The sequence below is a fragment of the Arthrobacter sp. Y3223166 genome (assembly GCF_059090935.1).
Window position 1 is genome coordinate 17,720 of record NZ_JBNHGE010000004.1, and the last position, 25,082, is coordinate 42,801.

Here is a 25,082-nt window from a genome sequence, read left to right on the forward strand (position 1 = left end):
ACGATTGGCAGTTCTAAAGCAGTATGTTCTGGATTTGTTGGACGGGAGCGAAAGCTTCCATCGAATCGTTGGGGAGCGGATGCACGTGCTAGGTCATGGCTGGCCCGAGAGGGTTGCAGGAGCGGTATCCAATAACGACGCGGCCGCATGAGGCGCGTAGCTGGCGCGGCCGATGCCGTTGCAGCCGACGTGATCAGTGCCGGCGACGGCATCATCAGCGTCGATCTTCCGCGCGGAGCAGCCTTCACCGACGAAGTCGCGGCCCACACGTCAACACAGCTTCGCGTGCTTTCCGGCGGTCACCCTTGCCGTGTCTTGATGCGGATGACGGGCGTTACATCGATTTCCCGCCTGGCCCGGTCGATGCTGGGTCGGCAGACGAATGCGTCCGCCATCGCCCTCGTGGGCGAGTCTCCGGTGGACCGGGTGATAGCCAACTTCGTGCTGGGAGCCGAACCGTCCGAATGCCCTGTCCGCTACTTTGACTCCGAACCACAGGCCCTCGCGTGGCTGGAACGGGACAATGCCGCATAATGCCGATCCTCGGCTCCAGCAGTTGGTCGACGGGATGGTCCGCCTGGCCGGAGGCGATCTGTCCACCAGGATCGACCCCTCGCCGGCACGCGACGATATTGACGCCGTCATCACGGGCGTCAACCTCTTGGCCGAGGAGCTGCAGCTTAGCTACATGGAACTGGAACAGCGCGTCGAGCAACGGACGGCTGAACTGCGCCAGGCACATCGGGACATGAGCCGGATGGCCCTCACAGATGCCTTGACCGGGCTGGCGAACCGCACGGCTTTGGCCAAGGACATGGACGCCGCGCTCGACGATGCGCGGTCCGGCCAGCGGGCCCCGGCATTGCTCCTGCTGGACATGGATTCCTTCAAGCAGGTCAACGACAGTTTTGGCCACGACGCCGGCGACCGCGTACTCACGGTCGTGGCGAACAGGCTGAGGTCCGTCGTGCGCGACGGCGACACGGTGGCACGGCTGGGCGGCGACGAATTTGCGGTCCTGCTTCCGCGCGCGACGACGGACCTCGCGCTCCAGGTGGCCCAGCGGATTCTGGGCGTGCTCAATGACGAAATCCAACTGGACGAAGTAACCGTCTGGCCCCAGGCCAGCATTGGCGTCCGGGTGGCAGATGCGGGACAGACCGCGCAGAGCCTGCTGCTGGACGCCGACACGGCAATGTACGAGGCGAAAAAAGACCCCCAGAACCGCACCAAGGTCTTCCAGTCCCATATGCTTCAGGCGCGCCAACTGCACAACCAGATGGCGTCCGAACTCCGCGGTGCCATCGCGACCGGAGGCTTCGAGCTCGAGTACCAACCGGTGGTGGATCTGTGCACGGGCCTGCCGATCGGGGTGGAAGCGTTGATCCGGTGGAATCACCCGGTGCGGGGACGTGTCATGCCGGCCGACTTCATACCCATGGCGGAACAGACCGGCCTGATTGTTGACCTGGGGCGGTGGACCTTGTGGGCGGCCGCGCACCAGTTCGCCCAGTGGTCCGCCGAACTGAACCTGGATCCGGCGTTCCAGATCCGCGTTAATCTCTCGGTAGCCGAGCTCCAACGCATCGACCTGGTAGAGCACGTTCGGGGCGTCTTGAGGGATTCCGGAATGCCGGCCGAGTCGCTGGTGCTGGAGATCACGGAGACCGGTCTGGTTACCGGGGGAGAAGTGGAGACCTACTCCTTGCTGGCCCTGCGCAAGCTCGGGATCGGCATCGAAATCGATGACTTCGGAACCGGCTACTCATCGATCAGTTACCTGCGCCGGTTGCCTGTTGACATGGTCAAAGTGGACCGGTCCATCATTGCTACGCATTCTGCCGACGGTTCCCAGCAGGACTTCATCGGTGCCGTCCTTCAGCTCATTCGTGCTGCGGGGCTGGACGCGATCTTCGAGGGCATCGAGACGCGGGAACAGGCGGAACAATTGCGCGATCTTGGCTGTAGCGGTGGCCAAGGGTTCTATTTCAGCAAGCCGGTGTCGGCAGCAGTCATGGCCCGGCTGTTGCGCAGCGGTGCCAGCCTGCCGGCGGCCGTCGAGCCATCCTTTGAGGACGCACCCAGCCTGGCGACCGCGGTGGAGTGACCGGCACGGATGCCATGTGTCGGCGGCCCGTGCCGCCGAGTCGCATAGGGGTTGGCAAACGTGGCAAAATGGACACTTGTGCCACCGGGTCAGTGTTCTTGGCGGCACGGTCCGCCCTGGTGTAATGGCAGCACCCCGGCCTTTGGAGCCGTGGAGTATAGGTTCGAATCCTATGGGCGGAACGACCACCGGCCGGTAAACCGGAGGTGCTGCGGCAGGTAAGATGCCGTTAACCCAAATGCACCGGCCACACCGGAATCAGCGCAGCGAGGAGTGCCACTTAGTGAGCCCCCAGGACGTCCCTGAACAAAACGTCAAAAACGCTTCAACACCGGCAGCGGTCATCGTCCTGGCCGCGGGGGCGGGCACCCGGATGAAGTCCAAAAAGCCCAAGATCCTGCATGAGATCGGCGGCGTCTCCATGGTGGGCCACGCGCTCGCCGCGGCACGCGGCCTAGCACCCACGGTGCTTGCCGCCGTCGTACGCCATGAGCGTGACCGGGTGGCGGAGCATATCACTTCGCTGGATCCGGATGTACTGATCGTCGACCAGGACGAGATCCCCGGCACCGGGCGCGCAGTGGAGGTGGCGCTGGATGCCCTTCCCGCCCAGCCGGACGGCCCCGTGGTGGTCACCTACGGCGACGTTCCGCTGCTGACCACGGCGCTGCTGAAGGAACTCGTGGCCGAGCATGCCTCCAGCGGGAATGCCGTTACCGTACTGACCGCAGTCCTCGATGACGCCGGCGGATACGGGCGGATCATCCGCGCCGAGGACGGCAGTGTCCAGGGCATCGTCGAGCACAAGGACGCCACGGACGAACAGCGCGCGATCCGTGAGGTCAACTCCGGAATCTATGCCTTCGATGCCGGAGTCCTTCGCGCCGCCCTGTCCAGGATCACCACGGACAACGCCCAGGGCGAGAAGTACCTGACCGACGTGCTGTCGCTGGCCCGGGCCGACGGCGGCCGGGTGGCCGCCGTGGTCACCACCGACCGCTGGCAGGTGGAGGGGGCCAACGACCGGGTCCAGTTGGCTGCCCTGGGGGCGGAGCACAACCGGCGGGTCTTGGACGCTGCCATGCGCGCCGGCGTCAGCATCGTGGACCCGTCATCCACCTGGATCGACTCGACGGTGACGTTCGGCACCGACGTGACGCTGCTGCCCGGCACCCAGCTGCACGGCGCCACGCATGTCGCCTCCGATGCCGTTGTGGGGCCGGAGACGACCCTGACGAACGTGACCGTGGGCGAGGGCGCCTCGGTCATCAGGACGCACGGCACCGATTCCGAGATCGGGCCCGGCGCCACCGTCGGCCCGTTCACCTACCTTCGCCCCGGCACGGTGCTGGGCGAGAAGGGGAAGATCGGCGCGTTCTACGAAACCAAGAACGTGACCATCGGCAAGGGCGCCAAGCTGTCCCATCTGGGCTATGCCGGGGATGCGGAGATCGGTGAGTATGCCAACATTGGCTGTGGCAACATCACCGCCAATTACGACGGCGAAAAGAAGCACCGTACCGTCATCGGCTCGAATGTGCGCACCGGCTCGAACACCGTCTTTGTGGCTCCCGTGCACGTGGGCGACGGTGCCTACTCCGGCGCAGGCGCGGTGATCCGCAAGGATGTGCCGCCCGGAGCGCTCGCGGTCAGCGTCGCGCCGCAGCGGAACCTTGACGGCTGGGTGCAGAAGAACCGCCCCGGCAGCTCATCTGCAGAAGCTGCCACCCGAACTTCCTCCACGCAATCCCCAACTGCAGAAAGTGATCCTTCATGAGCGGAATCAAGGCACAGGGCGAAAAGAGGCTGGTGCTGGCCTCCGGACGCGCCCATCCGGAACTGGCGCGGGAGATCGCCAAAGAGTTGGAGATCGACCTCCTGCCGACGTCCGCCTACGACTTCGCAAACGGCGAGATCTACGTCCGGTTCGAGGAAAGCGTGCGCGGTACCGACGCCTTCGTGATCCAGGCGCACCCGGCTCCCATCAACGAATGGCTGATGGAGCACCTGATCATGGTGGACACGCTGAAGCGGGCCTCGGCCAAGCGCATCACCGTGGTCGCTCCGTTCTACCCGTATGCCCGGCAGGACAAGAAGCACCGCGGCCGGGAACCGATCTCGGCCCGCCTGGTGGCCGACATGTACAAGACGGCCGGCGCAGACCGGTTGATGTCCGTCGACCTGCACACGGCGCAGATCCAGGGTTTCTTCGACGGTCCGGTCGACCACCTCATGGCTATTCCGCTCCTGGCCGAGTACGTCCGCACACGGGTCGACCTGGACAACGTGACCGTGGTGTCCCCGGATACCGGCCGCGTCCGCGTTGCCGAACAGTGGGCCGAGCGGCTGGGCGGGGCTCCGCTGGCCTTCGTACACAAGTCCCGCGACGTGAACGCGCCGAACCAGGCCGTGTCGAAGCAGGTCGTCGGCTTGGTTGAGGGCCGCACCTGCGTGCTGATCGACGACATGATCGACACCGGCGGAACGATCTCCGGCGCCGTTCAGGTCCTGAAGAACGCCGGCGCCAAGGACGTCATCATCGCAGCAACGCACGCCGTGTTCTCGGATCCCGCCGCCCGCCGGCTTTCCGAGAGCGGTGCCCGGGAAGTGGTGGTCACCAACACGCTGCCGATCCCGCCGGAGAAAAACTTCAAGGAATTGACCGTCCTGTCGATTGCTCCGCTGGTCGCCCGCGCGGTCCGTGAAGTCTTCGAAGACGGCTCGGTCACGAGCCTCTTCGACGGCAAGGCCTGACAGCGGGGCCTGACACAGTTTCAACCAGTCTCTAGCGGTTCCTGAGCGGAGCCGGCGACGGGTGACGGCCTGACGATGTGGCCGCCCCCTCGCCGGCTCCGTTTCCGTCTCCGGAGGCTTCCCGTCTCGGACCGGGACTGTACCTTGGCCGGCGTGGATCATCTGCCGCAGCCGTTCCAGGCCCACCCGCCTGCTACTCGTGTACAAGGCCGGACTCGCTGGCTATGGTTAATCCCACGTCCGATGGGGGTCGGGCGTTGGGGGCAGGGGAAGAAAGACGGTCTCGCCATGAAGGCTGAGAGTTTATTCAGTCATGCGCTTGTGCCCGGCCCGGACACGGTTCTGATCGGCCGGGTGGAGGTCGCAGGAGCGGTTCTTAAAGCGCTGACGGACAGGGGATCCGCGGGCGCGGTCGTCATCGCGCCCTCTGGATACGGGAAGACGCTGCTGGCACGGCATGTGGTTAAACATCTTGGGGAACACGTCCTGGTCGTCCAACTGCGCGGCACCGCGTACGCGCGCAGCCGCTCCTACGGGGCGCTGACATACTTGCTGGCCGAGTTGGATGACTCGCAGCTGGCGCACCCGATGCTGGTTCTGGACGGATTGTCACAACAACTGAGCCAGGCAGCCGGCGGCAGAGACATCGTCCTGCTGATCGACAACGCGGAGCATATCGACGGCGACTCCGCGACACTGCTCGGCCAACTGGTCACGAGGGGAGATGTACGAAGCATTATTCTCGCCCGGGATTTTTCGGCGGTTCCGCCGGCGTTCCTGAGCCTGGGCCACGACCCGCGAATGCGGCGGATCGACCTGCCTCCCCTGAACCAGTCGGAAGTTGGCGAGCTGGCTGCGACCGGGCTGGACGGACGGCTTTCACGCGAAGCGGCGCGGGTGCTGCAGGCACATTCCGGCGGGAATCCAAGGTTGGTTCCGTTGCTGGTCAGGGACTACGTATCCTCAGGTACTCTCCGGGAACGGAACGGCGTATGGGTCCACACCGGAAAACCGGTCCGGCTGGGGCCGCCCACGGTGAGCACTGTGTGCGCGACCCTGAGCGGTTTGGACGACGACGTTCTGGAGCTCGCCCGCCAACTCGCGGAGTCCGGCGGTCTTCCCCTGTCCGATCTGCAGGCGACCGGGCGCGGTGGTGCCTTGGACCAGCTTCAGTATCGCGGGATAGCCGGCATCGGCTACCATCCGGCCCCAGTGGTCAAAATCGCTGACCGGCTCATGGCAGAGGCCCTCCGCGCAACCTCGCCCGACGGCCACTATCGGTCCCGGCCACCGGCCGTGCCCCGGACGACCCGCCGCAGCCACCCGGAACCGGTCCGGAACAGCTTGGTGCCGCCGCTGGACACGGCCCGGTCCATGGTCTTTCAGGGTGAGTACGCTGGCTCGCTAGACCTGCTTCGGCGCTGTGCAGAGGATCCCTTTGTCCCGACGTGGCAGAGACTGCTCAGCCGGGCCCTGCTCTGCGAGTCCTTGGCAGTCACCGGGCGCAGTGATGATGCGCTGGCGGTTGCCGACGAGCCGTGGCCCGACCTTGCAACGCTGCCTGAAGAACGCCGTAGGGAGATCCAACAGCACCGGGCCGCAGCCTACTTGCTGTCCGGCTCCTGGTTGGACGGCGCCGGGCGTCTCCGCCAGTGCGGCCGCCGTGGTGATCCCGGCGGTACGTGGGAGGAACTCGTTGACGGCATCGTACTGGCCTCAACCGGTGATCTGCACCGTGCAGCGGGCCTGCTGCGCTCTGCCCGCGCCCAGTCGTCGGAAGCGGATCCCGACGGATTGGCACCATTGGCCGAAGCGGCCTCGGCTTACTGCCGGGCCATGCTCAATGAAACCGGCGGAGAGGCAGGAACAGAACCCCCCCGCGGCGGGGCAAGCCCCTGGCTCATCACCCGCCTGGAACGGCACTTTCGTGCCATGGCACGGGCGGCCAGCGGCGACGTCGATGGTGCGCTGCGACTGCTGCGGCAGCAGGCGGCTGCGGACCGGTCGGCGGCGGTCGGCGCCATGGAGATGATGGCGCTGGCGGCCATGGCGCGTCTGTCCGGGGTGGACGAGGATGGCCGACTGCTGGAACTTGCCACCCGGTGCCAAGGACCTTTCGCCGATGTCTGCGAAACGTACGCGAGGGGCCTCGCTTCCGGAAACGCCAGCCTGCTTCTCCAAGCGGCCGAGCAAGCGGCTAGAGCCGGTCAACTGACCTTTGCCCGCGACGTAGCCGGCCAGGCCGAGGCGGCCGCAGACAGATCGGGACGGGCCGATGTACTCCGCAGGGTCAGGCGCAAGGTTCGCACACTCCTTGAGGCCGGGACGGAATCAGGCTACGAGGCCGCCTGGCGCGGGCGCCTCACGGCGCGTGAACAGGCTGTTGCCAGGTCTGTTGCCGAGGGCCGCAGCAATCACGCTGTTGCCCGGGAACTTGGTGTCTCGACCAGAACGGTCGAAGGCCACTTGTACCAGGTGTTTTCCAAACTGCTCATTCGCAGCCGTCAAGAGTTGGCCGAGATGCTGGCTCCGGAGTCCCCTGGCCCAACCGCATGAACGTTTCCGGCTCCGGGGGCGGGCGCCGGGACCTCGTCGATGCGGTGACCGCTTGCCTCGCCGGCCAGGCAACCGGCGGAGCGGTGCTTTACGGGGACGCCGGCATAGGGAAGTCCACCGTCGCGGATGAGGTTGTCCGGAACCTTGGGGACGCGGTGCGGGTGCAGCGGGTACGAGCCGAACCAACCCTGGCACACGTGCCCTACGGTGCGCTCTTTCCTTATCTGAGGGGAGTGACCCCCGCGGAGTTGGAATCTCCGCTGGCGGTCCTGCGGACGGTGCGCTCCTCCCTTGCCAAGGGCCCCGCGGGCGAGGCCCGTCCCCTGTTGCTGATCGTCGACGATGTCCATGATCTGGACGACGCGAGCAGCCATCTGCTGGCGCAACTGGTCATGGCGCGTTCGCTCAAGATCCTTGCGCTCTGTAGAAGCTGGAGCGCGCAGCCGCGGGAGCTCCTGGAATTGTGCCAGGACGGGATCCTGGAAGCCTTCGAAGTGCGGCCGCTCACGACGGCGGAAGTCCGCAACACCCTTGAACAGATGTTCGGAGGGACGGTAGCCGGCGGGACGGTGCAGATGCTGCAGCACAAGTCTTTGGGAAATCCGCACCTCCTGAAGGCCCTGGCCGCGCACGCTGCTGCAGCGGGCAATGTGGTGCAGCACCACGGAGTGTGGCGGATGATCCAGGAACCCACTGGCCTGGATCCGGCCGCCGCTGATCTGTTCAAGGGACTGGTCACTGGGCTGGAGGCACCTCAGCGGCGTGTGGTGGACATCGCCGCCCTGGCCGGCTCCGTGCCGGCTGCAGCGGCCGGTGCCCTCTTCGACAGTATGGCGGTCCGATCCTTGGAGGAGATGGGGCTGTTGGCGGACATGCGCAGCGGAAACCTCGCCGTGCGGCTTCGGTTCCCGCCGTACGCGGACGTTATCCGATCCATGGTGCCCGCAGGATGCAGCGCGGAACTTCTCAACCAATTCCTGCACGTCATGAACCGCCTGGAACCTGCACCTGAGAGAGCCAGGGTGGAACTGGTGCGCTGGCAAGTTGACGCCGGCCGGCCGCCGTCACCCATAGAATCACTACGTGCCGCGTGTGCCGCCAATGACGAGTGTGACCATCCGTTGGCTTTGAGGCTTGCCGATGCCGGCGCAAACGGCCAGCCTGCAGCTCTGGTGGAACGAGCCCGCGCCCATTGGGGGCTGGGCGACAGATCGGAGGCCAAAGCGGCACTGGACCTGATCCATGAGAACGTGGACCGTCGGACAATCGCGGCCGCCGCGCTGCTCCGGGCGTCCCTGGTGGAGCCGGAAGCCGGGTACCGGGCCCAGCTTGAAAAGATTTCCTCCGGTTGGATGGAAGCAGCGGCGACGCAACCCTCGACGGTCCCGGGCGACGCTCCGGTCGCAGCGGCGTGCCTGGATGCAGCAACCGGTGCTTGGTTGCTGCAGGCTTATGCCGACATGTTGGAAGGAAACTTCGGAACGGCCCTCGATCGGCTGGAGAACGCCCCTGCCCCTGGATCTGAGGATGCTGAAGTTACCCGACTGCTTGCCGGTACCGTCAAGGCGCTTTGCCTGGCGGAAACCGGCCGTTTCAGGCAGGCGGCGGAAGCCGGGACAGAGGCCCTGAAGCTGGTCGCGGCAACTCCCTCGCTACGGTCCTTCTATCCCTTTGTCTTTTCCCGGAACGTGGAGTCCTTGTTGATCGCCGGCCGCTACCAGGAGGCAGAACGCGCCCTGGATGAATACAGCAGGACCGCGCCGTGCCGGCACCGTTGGTTTTCAGGTAACGAATCCGCTCTGCGAGGACTGCTTCTCTTTCGAAGGGGCCGGGTGAAGCCCGCGGTCCAGTCGTTGGCGGAAGGTATCGGCCCGCTGCGCCACGAGGATCAAGGGATGCTGCTTCCATCCGTGCTCGGAGCCGCAGCAGCCGGAGCGGCTCTGTTGGGCAACGCCGGGCAAGCCACAGACTTCCGGGTTGGCCTGCAGAAAGAAGCGGGCACCGGGAGCCGCCCGCGCCTGCTTGTAGCCTCTGCCTACGCTGCGGCAGCTGCATCAAGCCGCGCGGGCCCGCCGGGAACAGCACGCGCAAATACGGTTCTTCTACTGGACGAACTTGAAGCCTTCGCGGCAACGGCCCGTGCCGCGGGATGGGTCAGCGCAGAGAAAGAGATCCTGGAGCATCAGCTCCTGCTCGGGGACGATAGCGGGGCGGCACGTCTCGCGGAACTGTGTGCCCCGTTGGATGGGCCCGAAACCCAGGCTTTGGCGGCTGTCGCGTCCAGCAGGGCCTCATCGGATCCGGGGGGTTTGATGGCAGCAGCCGATATGGCAACGCGTGCGGGCAAAGATTTGCTCGCGGCCACGGCAACGTCCTGGGCATCGGACATCTACCAGCGGCAGGGACTTCAACGCCAGCACAACGGTGCACTGCACCAATTGCGGGTAACCCTGCGCCGACTCGACGGTGTCACGACTCCTGCAACCGAACGTGCCCGGGGGAGTGCACCGGCCCTGACCGCTCGGGAGCAACAAATTGTCCACTTGGTGCGCCGGGGCGCCAGCAACAAGCAGATCGCGGAGTCCCTGACGCTCTCTCCCCGGACCGCTGAGGGCCATCTGTACCGGATATACCGAAAACTCGGGGTCGAGAACCGCCAGCAGCTGATCCGGTACGCCGAAGTACTGGATCAGTGAGGGCCAACAGCAAGTATCTGACGCGCAGATCCAAGTACCCGCCGCGAAGCAGCAAGTAGACCATCGGTCATGCCGCGGCAGGAAACAGCCGAATTGTCGGTCCAAGTCGAGTGTCGGCTACTTGGGCATACATCGTGGCCGCTTCCTAGGCTGAAACTGTCGAAAGCTTCGGTAGAAACCAAGGGGGCGTGAGGCTCTCGACGACTATCGGTTCCGGGACAGTCCGCGGGCATGCGTCGGCGGGCTGTGACATCCATCCCGGCAACCGAATTTGGGGCACGGGCCTCGCCTGGGACACGGGCAGCATCGCGCATCCCCTTAGGAGCACTGCGCGCGCTGGTCGATCGCAGAATCCGTCTGGTGGAACGGATTGGGGACCCGGTTGAACAGATTGGGGAATCGACATGATCGCAGAACTCGACAAGGTCTCGAGGGCCTGCCACACGCATGTTCACATATGCGGCGGTCCTGCACGGTCCGGCGCAGCAGGACGGGGCACCGGAGTTGTCCAGGCCTGCAGCCCGGGACTCGGACGCTCCCCCCGCCCGGAGGAAACGTGCCCGGGGCGGCAGCCAGCGACAGCTAAGGCAGGTAAATGATGGATATCTTTACATCTCTCGAGTCGGAGGTCCGCAGTTACTGCCGGACCTGGGATACCGTTTTCGACTACGCCGCCGGGGACACGCTGCATAGCGAGGACGGCAGGGAGTATCTGGATTTCTTTTCGGGCGCAGGAGCACTCAATTACGGGCACAATAATCCGCTTCTCCTGGAGCCGCTGATTGCTTACTTGCGCTCCGGGTCGGTCATCCATTCACTCGATATGAAGACGACGGCGAAGCGGCGATTCCTGGAGACGTTCCTGGAACTAATCCTGATCCCTCGCGGTCTCGACTATAAGGTCATGTTCACCGGCCCCACCGGGACGAACAGCGTCGAAGCGGCGCTGAAGCTGGCGCGCAAGGTTACCGGCCGGCACCAAGTGCTGAGCTTCACCAATGCGTTTCACGGGATGACCCTTGGCGCACTGGCGGTAACGGGCAATTCACTAAAACGCCAAGGCGCAGGAGTTCCGCTCAATAACGCCTCCAGCTTCCCTTATGACGGCTACTTCGACCAGCCGGCGGAAGATTTCCTGTGGCTGCAGCATGCGTTGGAGGACAGCGGGTCCGGACTGGACAAACCCGCCGCGGTCATAGTGGAGACGGTTCAGGGCGAGGGAGGGCTCAGAGCGGCCAGTGGAAGTTGGCTGCGGCGACTCTCCGATATCTGTCACCAGCACGGCATGCTTCTTATCGTCGATGATGTCCAGGCCGGGTGTGGACGTACGGGCACGTTCTTCAGCTTTGAGGAAGCAGGTGTCCAACCCGATATTGTCTGCCTGTCGAAATCACTGTCCGGTTTCGGACTGCCGCTTGCCGTCATGTTGTTAAAACCCGAACTGGACATCTGGAAGCCGGGGGAGCACAACGGTACCTTCCGCGGCCATAACCCGGCCTTCGTGACCGGGACCGCGGCCCTGGAACACTTCTGGAACGGTCGGGGATTCGAACGAGACATCGCGGCACGGTCCGCACAGCTGCATGCAGCTCTGGCAACGATGGCGGCCGGCATTGAAGGCGCCCTTGTCCGCGGTCGGGGGCTCTTGGCCGGCGTGTATTTCCCGGACCGGACAATGGCACGAAAAGTTGCCGCCGAATCCTTCGCCCGTGGCTTGCTGGTAGAAACCTCCGGGCCGGAGGGAGAAGTACTCAAAGCCATGCCTGCATTGACTATCAGCGCGGAAAACTTGACCCGCGGGCTTGACCTGCTTGCAGAGGCTGTCCGATCGGTTGCCGGTGAATGGCTTGACGAAACGCCGGGCAGCCGCGGTGGGGACGTCCTCAGGCCGCGGGCGTCCAGTTCGGGGCTGCTGCGCGCAGTGAGCACGCCGAGCCGAGCACACATTGGCAAATAGGCGGTTAGCTCTGGACGGGCGCAGCAGGGCAATCCGGAGTGTTGGCGGGGCAGCGACCGCACCCGAGGTGCAGCGGCAGCCCAGCAAGTTTGGGGGTCAGGGTGAAAAACTTTAAGCGCATAGATGAGGCCATGGATGAAGCTGCTGTCCGCATGGCACAGGACTCATTCGAGCTGCCGCGCAGCGCCTCGAGGCTCGGCGAGCCACTGCCGTGGGGCGAACGAGCGGAGGCGGCGGGCACGGCTGGACGCTCAACGAACATCATCGTGCAGAAGTTCGGTGGCTCGTCGGTGGCGAATGCCGACGGCATTCGTCGCGCCGCTCACCGAGTGGCTGAGACACAGGCGTCTGGATATCAAGTCGTTGCGGTGGTTTCCGCCATGGGCGACACCACCGACGAGTTGTTGGATCTCGCGGCTAGTGTTTCGCCGCATCCCCCTGCCCGCGAACTCGACACCCTGCTGACGACCGGCGAACTCGTTTCGGCGGCCTTGCTGGCGATCGCCTTGGCCGATCTGGGCGTCGATGTCCGGACCTTCACAGGCAGCGAGGCGGGCCTCATCACCGACGACTGCCACGGCAAAGCTCACATTATCGATGTCGATCCGCGCCAAGTCCGTGCCTGCTTGAAGAACGGTCAGGTCGCCGTCGTGGCAGGGTTTCAGGGCAAAAGCCTTAAAGGGAAGACGGTCACCACTCTGGGGAGGGGTGGTTCGGACTTGACCGCCGTCGCACTCGCCGCAGCACTCGGCGCAGGCGTCTGCGAGATCTATACGGATGTCGACGGTATTTATACGGCAGATCCGCGGATCGTTCCCAACGCGCGCAAGATCGATGTACTCGCCAGCGAGGAAATGCTCGAGTTCGCAGCCGCGGGGGCAAAAGTTCTCCACCTCCGATGCATCGAATACGCTCGCCGCTTCGGTATTCCGATCCATGTCCGTTCTTCGTTCGTGCAAAAGCGGGGCACCATGATCCTGCCCAGTCTCGATCAACCCCGTTCGGATGCGCACGCAGGCGAAAAGACTCTGGTTTCGGGCGTGGCAAGCGTCAACTCCGCCGCACAAGTCACCATCGCCGGAATCCCGGCCTGCTCGAGGACTGCCGCGCGACTCCTTCAGGAGCTCGCCGCATCGGGGCTGAACATCGAAATGATCGCGCAGAATTCGCGGGACCCGGGGACCGGAATCGCCGACATCACCTTCACCCTCCCATCTACGGAGGCGTCGGCAGCCATAGCGGCCCTGGACGCGGCCCGGAGCCGCATCGGATTTGAAGCCCTGTATCACAAGGGAGAAGTGGGCAAGGTCTTGCTCACCGGACTGGGGATGCGCTCTTCGCCCACCACCCTCAGCACTTTCTTCAGAGCACTTTCGGACGCCGGGATCAGTCCGGAGATGATCTCGATTTCCGAGCTGTGCATTGCGGCCGTGGCACGGGCCGATGAGCTTGCCGATGCTGTCCGCGCTCTGCAGGACGCCTTTGGTCTCACGCCGCCGGACAAGGAAGCGGCGGACGACCGTACGCCGGACACGGAAGCGGCGGGCGACCAAACGCCGGACACGCTTCCGCAGTTCGAGGTTCAAGCGCTCGCCGCTAGCCGGCCGGGATCTTCCGCATGACGTCTGACTGGGGAGGAAGGAGCAGCTTAGGCAATGTGCCGAGCCGGCACAAGGACATCAGCTTTCTGCGCCACGCGAGCAGGGACTGACCCCAGTGACCCATACACCCAAATGCAGTGCAGAAACGGGAGGTACCAATGGCGCCAGCCGAGAACTCGTACCTTGGATCAGAGGACACCACCATGCTGGTCAGGCAGTCCCACGCGCGGACGCCGGCCGGCGCTCATAAAGCGGCGTCCAAAGAATTAGTCGCGCTGGCGGCGCCAACGGACCCCGCCCCGTCAGGAGCCAGCGAACGCACCGGCAGCACAATCCCTCCCGCCTCCGGCGTGTACTCAGGGGGGCCTGCACCGATTCCTCGCACGTTGCTGGACATCCTCTTTCGCTCCGTGGACGAGTACCCGGACGCGCTGGCGTTGGATGACGGCACCACCTCATTGAATTACCTGGCGCTGCTGGAGCGGATCGAGTCCCTGGCCCTGAACCTGCGCGAACGCGGGATCGGTGCCGGAGACCGGGTCGGCATCCTGATGGCCCTTGGTACGGTCGACCTCTACATCGCAGTGCTGGCCGTACTCGTTCGCGGAGCGGCATGCGTCCCTGTCGATCCTGACGAGCTCGGTGACCGAGCCGCTTTGGTATGGGAAGCGGCCGAAGTATGCGCGGTAGTCGGACCCGGGCTTCGGGTCCGTCCCGTCATCGGAGCGCCCGCCCACGGAGAGGCTCGCCCGCCCACCGCCGACGACGATGCATGGATCATCGTCAGCTCAGGCTCGACCGGCCAATACAAGTCAATCGCAGTGTCGCACCGGTCGGCGGCCGCCTTTGTGGACGCTGAAGCGTCGGTCTTCTGCGCCGAGGACCCGCTCGGGCCCCGCGATCGTGTGCTGACCGGTCTCTTCGGCAGGTCCGGCCTGTGCCACGAAATGTGGCTGGCGTGGCGGCACGGCGCCTGCTTGGTGCCGGCACCTCCCGAGGTCATCCGCTCAGGCGAAAACCTGGGCCCGTGGCTGGTGCAACGGGGTATCACCGTGGTCCCAACGGCGTCTGCCCTCGCTGCACTATGGCAGGCGGAATCGCTGCAAGACGTCCGGTTGCTGATCTTCGGCGAGGAATGCCCACCGCATCTTGCGCCGCGGCTGGCCGCCCCCGGCAGGGAAGTATGGCACACGTACCGTCCCATCGAGGCCATCGTCGCCTGTGCTCCAGCCCATGAGTCGACTCCGGCGGGCATCGGCCGGCCGCTGCCCGGCTGGCAACTGGCCGTAGTGGACAGGAACGACCAGCCTGTCGCCTGGGGCGAAGAAGGAGAACTGGTCATCGGCGGGGTTGGCTTAGGCCGCTGCCTCGATCCAGGCGAAGACGTCGAGAAATATGCTCCCCTGGGCGCCCTCGGCTGGCCCCGAGCCTACCGCACTGGGGATTTTGTTCGCGCCGATCCTGAAGGCCCGGTGTTTGTCGGTCGGGCCGGCGGGCAGGCAGAACCCGCAGGGCGAAGAGTCGAATTGAGCGAGACGGAGCTCATCGCAGCACCGTACGAGGTGCGCTCGGGCGGTCCGGCAACCGCAACCGACGTAGTTCACGAGCCGATGACGATCGCGGTAGACCTGCTGCTGCAGTCCCCGCACCGCCAAGAGGTGCGGTGGTCTCCGGGCGAGCGCCTGGAGGAGCTCTTCGAGAGCCGATGCGACTTGTTGCGCCGCGAAGGCCGGGCAGGCCAGTTGGCGGTCGACTCCGCGGACTCGAGGTTGACCTACGATCAGCTCGACGCGCGGGCCAATCAGCTGGCCCGGCATTTGCTCGACGACGGAGCCCAGGCCGGCGATCGCATTGCGCTGTTGTTCGACCACGCCGTGTGGGCCTATGTCTCAATACTGGCGGTGCTGAAGATCCGGGCGGCGTATGTGCCGCTGGACGCGGGATTTCCGCCGGACCGGATGGGTTACATCATGGAGGACTCCGGGGCCAGCCGCGTGCTGACCTTGAGCCACCTGGCCAGTCTGTTGCCGGAGGACTGCCCGCGCGCCCTGAGTTTGGACACGGCCGCCGCGGACATTGCAGCCATGTCCGGCTCCCGGCTCGCAGACAGCGAGAAGCCCGCCCCTGTCGAGAACCTGGCCTACGTCATCTACACTTCGGGCTCCACGGGCCGTCCCAAAGGGGTGGCCATCGAACACTCCAGCATTTGCAACTTCGTCCGGGTCGCCGCCGAGGTCTACGGATATCAGGGCGACGACCGCGTCTATCAGGGACTGACGATCGCCTTCGACTTTTCTGTCGAGGAGATGTGGGTGCCGTGGATGGTCGGGGCGACGTTGGTGCCCAAGCCGAGTTCGAAGAGCGTGCTCGGGGTCGACCTGGAACGGTTTCTGCTCGACAACCGTATTACCGCGATGTGTTGTGTACCCACCCTGTTGGCCACACTGGAGCACGAACTCCCTGACCTGCGTTTTCTGCTGGTCTCGGGTGAGGCGTGCCCGCGCGATCTGGCCGAGCGTTGGTACCGGCCCGGCCGCAGATTCCTCAATGTCTACGGGCCCACCGAAGCGACCGTGACCGCCACGTGGGACGTTCTGCATCCCGACAAGCCGATCACCCTCGGCCAGCCGCTGCCGACCTACACGATCATGATCCTGGATCCCGACGAGCCGCGTGCCCTGCCACGGGGAGAGACAGGCGAGATCGGCATCGCCGGGATCGGGCTTGCGGTGGGTTATGTGAATCATCCCGAGAAGACTAATGCGGTCTTTATCCCCGACTTCATGGGCATTTCGAATAACCCATCGGGACGCATCTACCGCAGCGGCGACCTTGGGCGGATCAACGACGACGGGCTGATCGAGTACTACGGCCGAATCGATACCCAGGTCAAAATCCGCGGGTACCGGATCGAGCTGTCAGAGATTGAATCGGTGCTTCTGCAAATCCCCGGGATCGCGCAGGCAGTCGTCGAGACCCATGAGTCGGCACCGGGGATGACAGAGCTTGCCGCGTTCTATACGTTGCGCCAAGGGGTCTCCGAACTCGCGCCCGAGGAGATCAGGGAAGAGCTCCGCGACCGGCTGCCGGGCTACATGATCCCGGCCTTCTATGAGCAGCTTGAGACCATGCCGATGCTGCCCAGCGACAAGGCCGACCGGAAAAACCTGCCGACACCCAGCAACCGGGTGAGCGCTTCAGCCGAGGGCGAGTACTGCGAACCGGCGACGGACGCCGAGGCGGCTCTCGCCGAGCAGCTTGCTGCCGTGTTGGGATTGGAGCGCGTCTCCGTCGAGGCTCACATGTTCGAGAATCTCGGGGCCAACTCCCTGATAGTTGCGCGATTCTCCGCCGCGCTGCGCACGAACACCGACCTGCCGCCGGTTGATCTGCAGGTCATCTACGAGCATCCGACGATCCGAGAGCTCGCCGCTGCACTTACTTCCCCGACAGCCCCCCACGCTTGGGCAGCACAGGAACCGCACCCCAGGCCCAAACGAGGGCGGGCCGGCACTTTCGACGTCGTGCTCTGCGGTGCCCTGCAAGCCGCACTCGCCATCGGCTACTCCTACACCTTCCTCACGGCGATCACGGCCGGCTTCACCTGGGTCATTGCAGGGGAGGGCGTCCTGGAGACCTGGGGGCGATCGGTCGTCGTCGGATTCAGCTTCTTTCTGGCCCTCAGCATCGTGCCGATCCTGCTGAAATGGCTGCTCCTCGGACGATGGAAAGAGCAGAACATCCGCATCTGGTCCCTGGCCTACGTCAAGTTCTGGTTTGTCCGGGCGCTGGTCAGACTCAACCCGTTGGCCTTCTTCGTCGGGACCCCCATCCTTCCCTTCTACCTGCGGTTGCTGGGAGCCAAGATCGGATCCAACGTCACCATCCTCACCCCCATCACTCCGGTATGCACCGACCTCTTGACGATCGGCAGCGGGACGGTGATCAACAGGGATGCGTTTTACCTGTGCTACCGGGCCCACGACGGGTGGATCCAGACCGGCCGGGTCACGCTTGGCCAGGACGTCCTGGTGAGCGAGAGGTGCGTGCTGGACATCAACTCCACGATGGGCGACGGAGCTCAATTGGGTCACTCGTCGTCCTTGCAGCGGCTGCAATCCGTACCCGCCGGCGAAAGCTGGCACGGGTCCCCTGCGGTGCCGACCAACGTGAACTACCGGTTCGTCGAGCCGCTGCCGTGCAGCCGGCGGCGGCGGGTCACCTTCAGCGTGCTCCTCCTGCTCAACAACACTGTCCTGTTCGGCCCGTTGCTTCTACTGGCCATTGCGCTGCTCCTGCCGGCCTACGGGGAAACCGGCCATATGGACCACACAAACCCGGGCTTCTACGCGGATCTGGTATTCGCTTCATTCGTCGTGCTGTTTGGTGGCATGTTCCTCGGTCTGGCCGCAATGTTCACGGTTCCCCGGCTGCTCAACCTCCTCATTAAACCGGGGCAGGTTTATCCGATGTACGGGCTGCGCTACGCCGCCCACCGGCTCATCTTCCGGCTGACCAACGTCTTCCAGTTCATGCACATCACCGGGGACAGCTCCCTGGCTGTGCACTACCTTCGTCTGCTGGGTTACAAGCAGCCAAATGTTGAGCAGACAGGATCGAATTTCGGGACGGAACTCGACCATGACAACCCTTACCTGACTACCGTCGGATCCGGAACGATGATCTCCGACGGCGTGTCGATCAGTAACGCCAACTACTCAGGTACGTCCTTCAGCGTCTCCGAGGTGAAAATCGGGGCGAAGAACTTCTTCGGCAACGACATTCCGTATCCGTCCCGCGCCCGTGTCGGCGACAACGTTCTCTTCGGCAGTAAAGTCATGATTCCCATCCATGGCGAGGTTCGGGAAAACGTCGGCCTGCTCGGATCACCGGCGTTCGAGATTCCCCGGTCGGTCAATCGCGACCTCAAAACGGACCGGCGGGAAGAAATGATCCGTCGGCTGCCGGCCAAGAACCGGCACAATGCCGTCTCCCTTGGGCTGTACCTGGCGAGCCGGTGGGTCCTCATCCTCGCCGGCATGCTGGCCTTTTCACTCGCCCTCATACTCTTCCCGGGCGTTCCGGGACTCGGGCTGTACCTGGGCACCGTCAGCTTCGGCGCCTTCATGATCGCCTTCTTCATCGTGCTCGAGCGTGCCGCCCAAGGATTCAAAGCCATGGTCCCGACCGTTTGCTCCATCTACGACGTCAGATTCTGGCGGCACGAACGGTTCTGGAAGTTCATCACGTATCCGCTGTATTTCTTTGACGGCACCCCGTTCAAGCCCCTGTTCTGGCGCCTGCAGGGCGTGCGGATGGGTAAGCGTGTCTTTGACGACGGCTGCGTCATCCCGGAGAAGACGCTGGTGACCATCGGTGACGACGCGACTCTCAATAACTCCAGCGTCGTCCAGTGCCACTCCATGGAGGACGGCGTCTTCAAACTCGACGCGATCGCCCTCGGCCGGGGAGTCACCTTGGGCGTCGGGTCCTACCTGCTCTACGACGTCGTCATGGGCGACGGCTCGGTCCTGGAGGCCGATTCCCTCCTGATGAAGGGTAGCCAAGTGCCGGAGGGCGCGCGGTACGGCGGCAACCCCGCACGAGAGATCGTTTAGACAGCGAAAGAGAAGGACGAACATGAGCCGTATTCCGGACAGGCAGGGACGCGACCCCGGCCCCGCAGACGCTAAATCGATGCAGAAGCGGAGCCGATTGGTCGGCATCGACGCGGCCCGTGGCCTCGCCCTCATCGGGATGATCGCCATTCACATTTTGCCGGACGCGAACCAGGACACCGGCGAGCCCACTTTGGCGTGGATCTTGTTCGCCGGTGACTCCGCTGCGCTGTTCGCCCTCCTTGCCGGAGTGGGTTTGGCCCTGTCCTCCGGGGGGAACAGACCGCACACGGGGCCGAGGATGGCCGGGGACCGACTGGGACTGGCCGTTCGGGCCGTCCTGATCGGAGCCATAGCCCTGGCGATCGCGCCCTTCTTGCAGCAGGAGGATCCTCCTGCCAACGGCATCTTGATCTACTATTCGGTATTCTTCTTGCTCGCCATTCCTTTCTTGCATCTGCGGCCCAGAACCTTGTTCATCAGCGCGGCCGTCTTCGGCATCGTCTCGCCGATCCTCCTGCAGAAGCTGGATCCATTCCTCCCGACATCGTCGACGTTCAACCCCGCCGTCGGGCATTTCTTCTTCGAACCCGCCGGCGTGGTCTCGGATTTACTGCTGACCGGCTCATATCCGGCGCTGGCCTACATGTGTTACATCCTGACCGGCCTTGGCATCGGACGGCTGGACCTGCGAAGGCCCAGGGTGCAGGGATATATCGCCGGTATCGGTGCAGGCCTGGCGATCTTGTCCAACGCGGCCTCCGCCATCCTGCTGTACGCCATGGGAGGCTTCGAGCAATTGGTGGCCACCAGCGGGATGACGGGGGAAGAGTTGGACAACGGCCTTATCTTCGGGCCAGGGATCATTCCGGACACCTCCGCGTGGTGGCTGGCGATCGCGACGCCGCACTCGAACATGCCCCTGGCCATCGCCAGCAGTCTGGGGCTCGGTCTGTTGGCGGTCGGTGTGTTCCTCCTGATCGAAGGGGCGGCCGCACGCTTGCTGACGCCGCTTGCCGCAATGGGCTCGATGACCCTGACCCTTTACTCCGCACACCTGCTCGCGCTGAGCCCTGAGCTGCACTACGAGGCACCCTTCCTGTGGTTCATCGTGCATTTGACGGTCGCCCTCGCCTTCGCCCTGATCTGGAGACGGTGGATGGGACAAGGCCCATTGGAGAGACCGGTCGCCGCGGGCGCCAAGAACTTCCGGCAAATCGTGGACGACGGATCATCGTCCCCCACGGCTGCTTCAGGAACGGCTTCCCGCTGATTCGGGACCTCCTGGCCCCCGGGGGGGAATGCTTTGGGCTGCACCGACCATTAGGTAGCCGATTGCTTTTCGGGCCCCGGTTCACTCTGGGGCCCCGTTCATCCCCGCTCATTCTGCCGACTCTAAACCTGCCGTCGGACATTGCCCGGCCCCCGGAGCCGGCAGCTAGAATGCTGTGGTGATGTTGCACTCATGAGGACGACATGAAACTCCACTGGCCCAGGCGCCGGAGATCCCTTGTCCTCGTCGCGGCGCTCGGGCTGGTTGCTCTCCTGGCCGCGCTTGTCCTGGCTTCTGTGCGGGCGGAGCGACCCGGGCCGCAGGCGCAGGCTTCCACAGCGTACGAGCACCTAAAAGAGTTTCAAGCACTCGCCGATGATCACGGCGATCGAGCTATTGGCACCGACGGATATGAGGCAGCGGCTCAGTACGTAGAACGGGAACTCGAGAGTGCGGGTTATCAAAGCACGCGCCAGTACTTTACGTTCGAAACACGTGGCGAAAGCTACGAGTCTTTCAACATCATTGCCGAGACGGCCGGCGGCAGTGACGACAACGTGATAATGCTGGGCGCCCACCTCGACGGGGTGCGGAACAGTCCGGCGATCAATGACAACGCCTCCGGTGCGGCGGCCCTGCTGGAGGCCGCGCAAGAACTCAGCCAACGGGGTGAACCAAATAATAAGGTGCGCTTCGCATGGTGGGGGGCGGAAGAGTTTCCGGAGGCGTTCGGCTCCAAGCATTATGTCGAAGATCTGGCAGAGCACGACAGCGGCGAACTTGACCACATCGCCGCCTATCTGAACATCGACATGGTAGCCTCGCCCAACTACGTCATCGCGGTCTACGACCCACAGAAATCCGACGACGACTCCGAGTGGGAGGTGCCCGACGGGTCGGAGGAGATCATGCAGTTCTTCACCGACTACTTCGACTCCCGTGCCCAGCCCTGGGTACCAACGGAATGGAACTTCTATTCCGATCAAGTGGCGTTTATCGAGGAAAATATTGCTGTGGGCGGCCTCTTCACCGGCAGCGACGAGAGAAAAACCGCCCGGGAGAGCATCCTTTTCGGTGGCGCACCAGGGCAGCCACGAGACCCGAACTACCACAAATCGGGCGATGACATTGGCAACGTCGATCTGGAGGCGCTGGGCATTATGACCGACGCGATCACCCATGCCGCCACCAGCCTGGCTGAAGACAGCAGCGCGCTGGAGTAAGCGCGTGCAGGATTCGGGCCAGCGCCTCGACCCTGATAAACTTCTGGCATTGCCTAGGCGAGGGAGAGCCGGAACCGGTTCTCCGTTATCGACGGTGGCTAGCAGCTTCGTTCTCTGCACTGGTATCGGTGCGGCGGGTCGGTCTCTAGGCACCCGCCTCAAAACCACCCAGCACAAGGAGAACATTATGTCCGACCAGAAGCTTGCAGCTGAAGTCCGCAGCGAATTCGGCAAGGGCGCCGCGCGCCGGGCCCGCCGCAACGCCCAGATCCCCGCCGTTATTTACGGTCACGGGGCAGAGCCGCTGCACGTGCTGCTTCCGCAGAAGGCCACGACGCTGGCGCTGCGTACCTCCAACGCGCTGCTGACCCTGGACATTGACGGGGACGAGCACCTGGCCCTGGCCAAGGACATCCAGCGCGATCCGATCGCCCAGATCATCGAGCACGTTGACCTGCTCACCGTGCGCAAGGGCGAGAAGGTTCACGTCGACGTCAACATCCATGTCGAGGGCGAAGTTGCCCCGGGCGCCATCTTGGATCTGGAAGAGTTCACCGTTCTGGTCGAGGCCGATGCGACCGCTCTGCCGGAAGCGCTGACCATCAACGTTGAGGGCCGTGAGGTTGGCGAGCACGTTCACGCCACCGACATTCAGCTGCCTGCCGGCGTCAGCCTGCTGATCCCCGAGGACACCGTCATCGCCGCGGTTTCCGCTCCGACCGTGGCCGAGCCTGAAGCCGCTGAAGGCGAAGCCGCCGAGCCGGCTGCCGAGACCCCGGCCGAGTAACAACACGGCCTCAAAGCCCCCGGCGACGCGCGTGCGCATTCGCCGGGGGCTTTGGTCTATCCCTAGGATGATCTTGAATCCTTCGCATCTACCGTCCGAGGAGCACCCGTCTACGTGAGCACCGACACCTGGCTGATAATCGGTTTGGGGAACCCGGGCCCCGGCTACAGCGGCAATCGGCACAACGTCGGCCAGATGGCCCTCGACGAGCTGGCCGGCAGGGTCGGCGGTTCGTTCAAGTCGCACAAGGCGCACGCACAGGTTTTGGAAGGGCGCCTGGGAATTGGCGGGCCCAGGGTTGTGCTCGCCAAGCCACTGACGTTCATGAATCTGTCCGGGGGACCGACGTCGGCGCTGTGCCGGTTTTTCTCAATCGAACCGGACCACGTGGTCGCCTTGCACGACGAGATCGACATCCCCTTCAATACGATCAAACTCAAGATCGGCGGGGGAGAGGGCGGGCACAACGGACTCCGCGACATGTCCAAGGCGCTGGCGACCAAGGATTACTACAGGATTCGCATAGGCGTTGGCCGCCCGCCGGGCCGGATGGATACGGCGGACTACGTGCTGCGCGATTTCTCGACGGCGGAAAAGAAAGACCTTCCCTTCCTTTTGGACGATGCAGCAGACGCGGTGGAACTGCTCCTGTCCGAAGGGCTTCTCGCCGCGCAGCAAAAGTATCACGCCAACGCCAAGCAGGGGTGAGTGTCAGGAAGACCGCAGGGGTATCCCGCGGGTCATGGGCGCGGCGACCTAACGCAAGAACGAGTGGTGACTACTCGTGTCAGGTCCCCCTCGGCTCTTTACGCTGAGAAGGTGTTGTTGCGCCGTCAAGGCGGAGTCGCAATACCGTGCGCGTGGAGCTGAAGGGCCCGGGCGCATCCAGCCGACCGGCGGGGTTGGCGAAAGCCAGAGGAACCGCGAAGGCGGAACCTTCCCCCCAGGCCCCGTCGGTCTCTGCTGGATAACGAAGAAATTCGGGCTCGGGAAGAAAGACGGTCCAATGCGGAAGCAACAGGGATCGTCGTAGCGGACGGTCAACTGAGTCGCCGCCTAACGCAGGTCCGCGATATAGGGCTGGGCGCCGGCGCAAGGCGTCACACAACCGTGGATTGGCACGCCCGCACCAACCGTGCATAAAATCGTTTCAGCCTGAGTGGCTCCCTGAGCGGGGCCGACGATGGGCGGCCTGAAGAGACCGGGCCACCCCCATCCCATCGTCGGCCCCTTTTTCATGGCCATTCCGATGCAGGCGTGCCGCGGGCAAACCTCGGGTTGCGCTGCGTCGGGGGCATTTAACGCAGCGCAACCCTTCGGTCAGGGATTCTGCCCGCCTGCGCAGGGCGGGCTCGTCCCCGTCTAGCGGGACTACGGCGGTTCCGGCTCGATCGATCCGGACTGCCGCAGGCCTAGTTTCGAACGACGCGGGGAGCTTTTAACCCCGCGTGCGTGTGGACTTCCCTCTGCCGCAGCGCCAGAAGCTGCCGGATACGGCGAAGCGCAATAGGCCCGGTGGGTGTCTGTTCCAGTTGTTCGACTGCCGCGCCGAGCCGTTCGGCAGCCTCGGCTGCCAAAGAAACGCGCGGCGGCGTACGAACAGACGAGGGGTCGAGCAGCGCCCTCTCGAGTTCGGCGGCCAATGACTGCTGGTCCTGCACGAGGATCGCGTCCCCGTGCTGCGCCATCGTCTCGGTAAACGCAATCTGGTGCCCGTCGACGACCTCCCGCAGTTCCGGCCGCCGGGGCACCGCGATCGGCAGATGGCCGGCCTCACGGGCATCGAGGATGGAGCCTGGCCCACCCTGGACGACGACGACGGTGGCAGTTCGATACAGTGCCAGCAAGTCCTCGCGCGGCATCCTGGTGACCCCGTCGGCGTGCCGGGGGGCACGGCTGGCACCGTGCTGCACCAGGCACGACGGTGGGTCGGGCATACCGGCCAGCCACTCGTCGATCCAGTCGACCAAGCGGTCGAACGTGTGATGGTCGGTCCCCAAAGACACCACGACCCGCGGAGCGGGATGCGCGTTGTTCACAGTACCGGTCCGATATTCACGGCTTCGGGGTAGAAGCGCCGCTGTTCTTCCCACTGGATGCAGAAGACCTCGGATAACGGGTAGCACAGGCGGCCGCTCAGGGTCGGCATGGTAATCCGATCGAAGCACTCTATATACACCGTGTGGATGCCGAGCAGGCGGGCGACCAGAAAGAACGGGACACTCACGCCGGCGCCAACGGAAACCACGACATCCGGACGCTCCCGGCGGAGCGTCGGCCAGGCCAAAAGCAGGTTCCTGATGGCATTACGGACATTCCGAGTGGTCGGATAAAAGCACCACGTAACCTTTTCGTCCCGCAGCGCAGCCTCGACCTCGGGCCGCTGAAATGTCACCCAACTCCGGGTGTGCTGGCTCCACCACTTATCCAACGGCAGCAGTTGGGCCAAGTGCCCGCCGGCCGACGTGACGAACATGATTTTCATGCGTGATCCTCCCCCTACCGCGATG

Annotated in this window: 15 protein-coding genes and 1 tRNA gene; 14 read left to right on the forward strand and 2 right to left on the reverse strand. The window is 64.4% G+C overall.

Annotated features, from left to right (window positions below; translation table 11 throughout):
* Positions 1–147 precede the first annotated feature (147 nt).
* The 14 genes from AC5RUH_RS03805 (at position 148) to pth (ending at position 23,280) form a co-directional block, all read left to right on the forward strand.
* The gene (locus tag AC5RUH_RS03805) at positions 148–534 is read left to right on the forward strand and encodes a SpoIIAA family protein (RefSeq protein WP_494076231.1); all 387 of its coding nucleotides are present in this window, start codon (positions 148–150) and stop codon (positions 532–534) included.
* Positions 524–2,107, forward strand: a complete 1,584-nt coding sequence (locus tag AC5RUH_RS03810) for a putative bifunctional diguanylate cyclase/phosphodiesterase (protein WP_494001414.1) — start codon at positions 524–526, stop codon at positions 2,105–2,107. Before AC5RUH_RS03805 ends, AC5RUH_RS03810 begins: the two co-directional genes overlap by 11 nt.
* Before the next feature lie 110 nt (positions 2,108–2,217).
* Positions 2,218–2,289, forward strand: a tRNA-Gln gene (locus tag AC5RUH_RS03815).
* Between the two features lie 56 nt (positions 2,290–2,345).
* Positions 2,346–3,884, forward strand: a complete 1,539-nt coding sequence (gene glmU, locus AC5RUH_RS03820) for a bifunctional UDP-N-acetylglucosamine diphosphorylase/glucosamine-1-phosphate N-acetyltransferase GlmU (protein ID WP_494076230.1) — start codon at positions 2,346–2,348, stop codon at positions 3,882–3,884.
* Positions 3,881–4,861, forward strand: coding sequence for a ribose-phosphate diphosphokinase (locus tag AC5RUH_RS03825; protein WP_494001412.1), 981 nt, complete (start codon positions 3,881–3,883; stop codon positions 4,859–4,861). Before glmU ends, AC5RUH_RS03825 begins: the two co-directional genes overlap by 4 nt.
* Before the next feature lie 153 nt (positions 4,862–5,014).
* Positions 5,015–7,417 carry a helix-turn-helix transcriptional regulator gene (locus tag AC5RUH_RS03830; protein ID WP_494127979.1) on the forward strand — a complete coding sequence of 801 codons (2,403 nt, stop codon included), beginning with the start codon at positions 5,015–5,017 and terminating at the stop codon, positions 7,415–7,417.
* Positions 7,414–10,113 (forward strand): helix-turn-helix transcriptional regulator, encoded by a 2,700-nt coding sequence (locus AC5RUH_RS03835; protein ID WP_494127920.1) that lies wholly within the window; start codon positions 7,414–7,416, stop codon positions 10,111–10,113. Before AC5RUH_RS03830 ends, AC5RUH_RS03835 begins: the two co-directional genes overlap by 4 nt.
* Positions 10,114–10,711: 598 nt before the next feature.
* Positions 10,712–12,070, forward strand: a complete 1,359-nt coding sequence (gene ectB, locus AC5RUH_RS03840; protein ID WP_494127980.1) for a diaminobutyrate--2-oxoglutarate transaminase — start codon at positions 10,712–10,714, stop codon at positions 12,068–12,070.
* A 152-nt stretch (positions 12,071–12,222) separates the two neighbouring features.
* Positions 12,223–13,692 carry an aspartate kinase gene (locus tag AC5RUH_RS03845; protein ID WP_494001865.1) on the forward strand — a complete coding sequence of 490 codons (1,470 nt, stop codon included), beginning with the start codon at positions 12,223–12,225 and terminating at the stop codon, positions 13,690–13,692.
* Positions 13,693–14,057: 365 nt separating this feature from the next.
* Complete coding sequence (locus AC5RUH_RS03850; RefSeq protein WP_494127921.1) at positions 14,058–19,289, forward strand: Pls/PosA family non-ribosomal peptide synthetase; 5,232 nt, start codon at positions 14,058–14,060, stop codon at positions 19,287–19,289.
* Positions 19,290–19,386: 97 nt separating this feature from the next.
* On the forward strand, positions 19,387–20,562 hold the full coding sequence (locus AC5RUH_RS03855; protein ID WP_494014851.1) for a heparan-alpha-glucosaminide N-acetyltransferase domain-containing protein: 1,176 nt from the start codon (positions 19,387–19,389) through the stop codon (positions 20,560–20,562).
* 203 nt (positions 20,563–20,765) lie between these two features.
* Entirely contained in the window at positions 20,766–21,785 is a 1,020-nt protein-coding gene (locus tag AC5RUH_RS03860) for a M28 family peptidase (protein WP_494127922.1), read from the forward strand.
* Positions 21,786–21,972: 187 nt separating this feature from the next.
* Complete coding sequence (locus AC5RUH_RS03865) at positions 21,973–22,572, forward strand: 50S ribosomal protein L25/general stress protein Ctc (protein ID WP_494001406.1); 600 nt, start codon at positions 21,973–21,975, stop codon at positions 22,570–22,572.
* Between the two features lie 114 nt (positions 22,573–22,686).
* Positions 22,687–23,280 (forward strand): aminoacyl-tRNA hydrolase, encoded by a 594-nt coding sequence (pth, locus tag AC5RUH_RS03870; RefSeq protein ID WP_494127923.1) that lies wholly within the window; start codon positions 22,687–22,689, stop codon positions 23,278–23,280.
* Between the two features lie 704 nt (positions 23,281–23,984).
* Here pth and AC5RUH_RS03875 read toward each other — a convergent pair.
* On the reverse strand, positions 23,985–24,611 hold the full coding sequence (locus AC5RUH_RS03875; RefSeq protein WP_494127924.1) for a glycosyltransferase: 627 nt from the start codon (positions 24,609–24,611) through the stop codon (positions 23,985–23,987).
* On the reverse strand, positions 24,608–25,057 hold the full coding sequence (gene pssD, locus AC5RUH_RS03880) for a PssD/Cps14F family polysaccharide biosynthesis glycosyltransferase (protein ID WP_494127925.1): 450 nt from the start codon (positions 25,055–25,057) through the stop codon (positions 24,608–24,610). Before pssD ends, AC5RUH_RS03875 begins: the two co-directional genes overlap by 4 nt.
* Between the last annotated feature and the right edge of the window lie 25 nt (positions 25,058–25,082).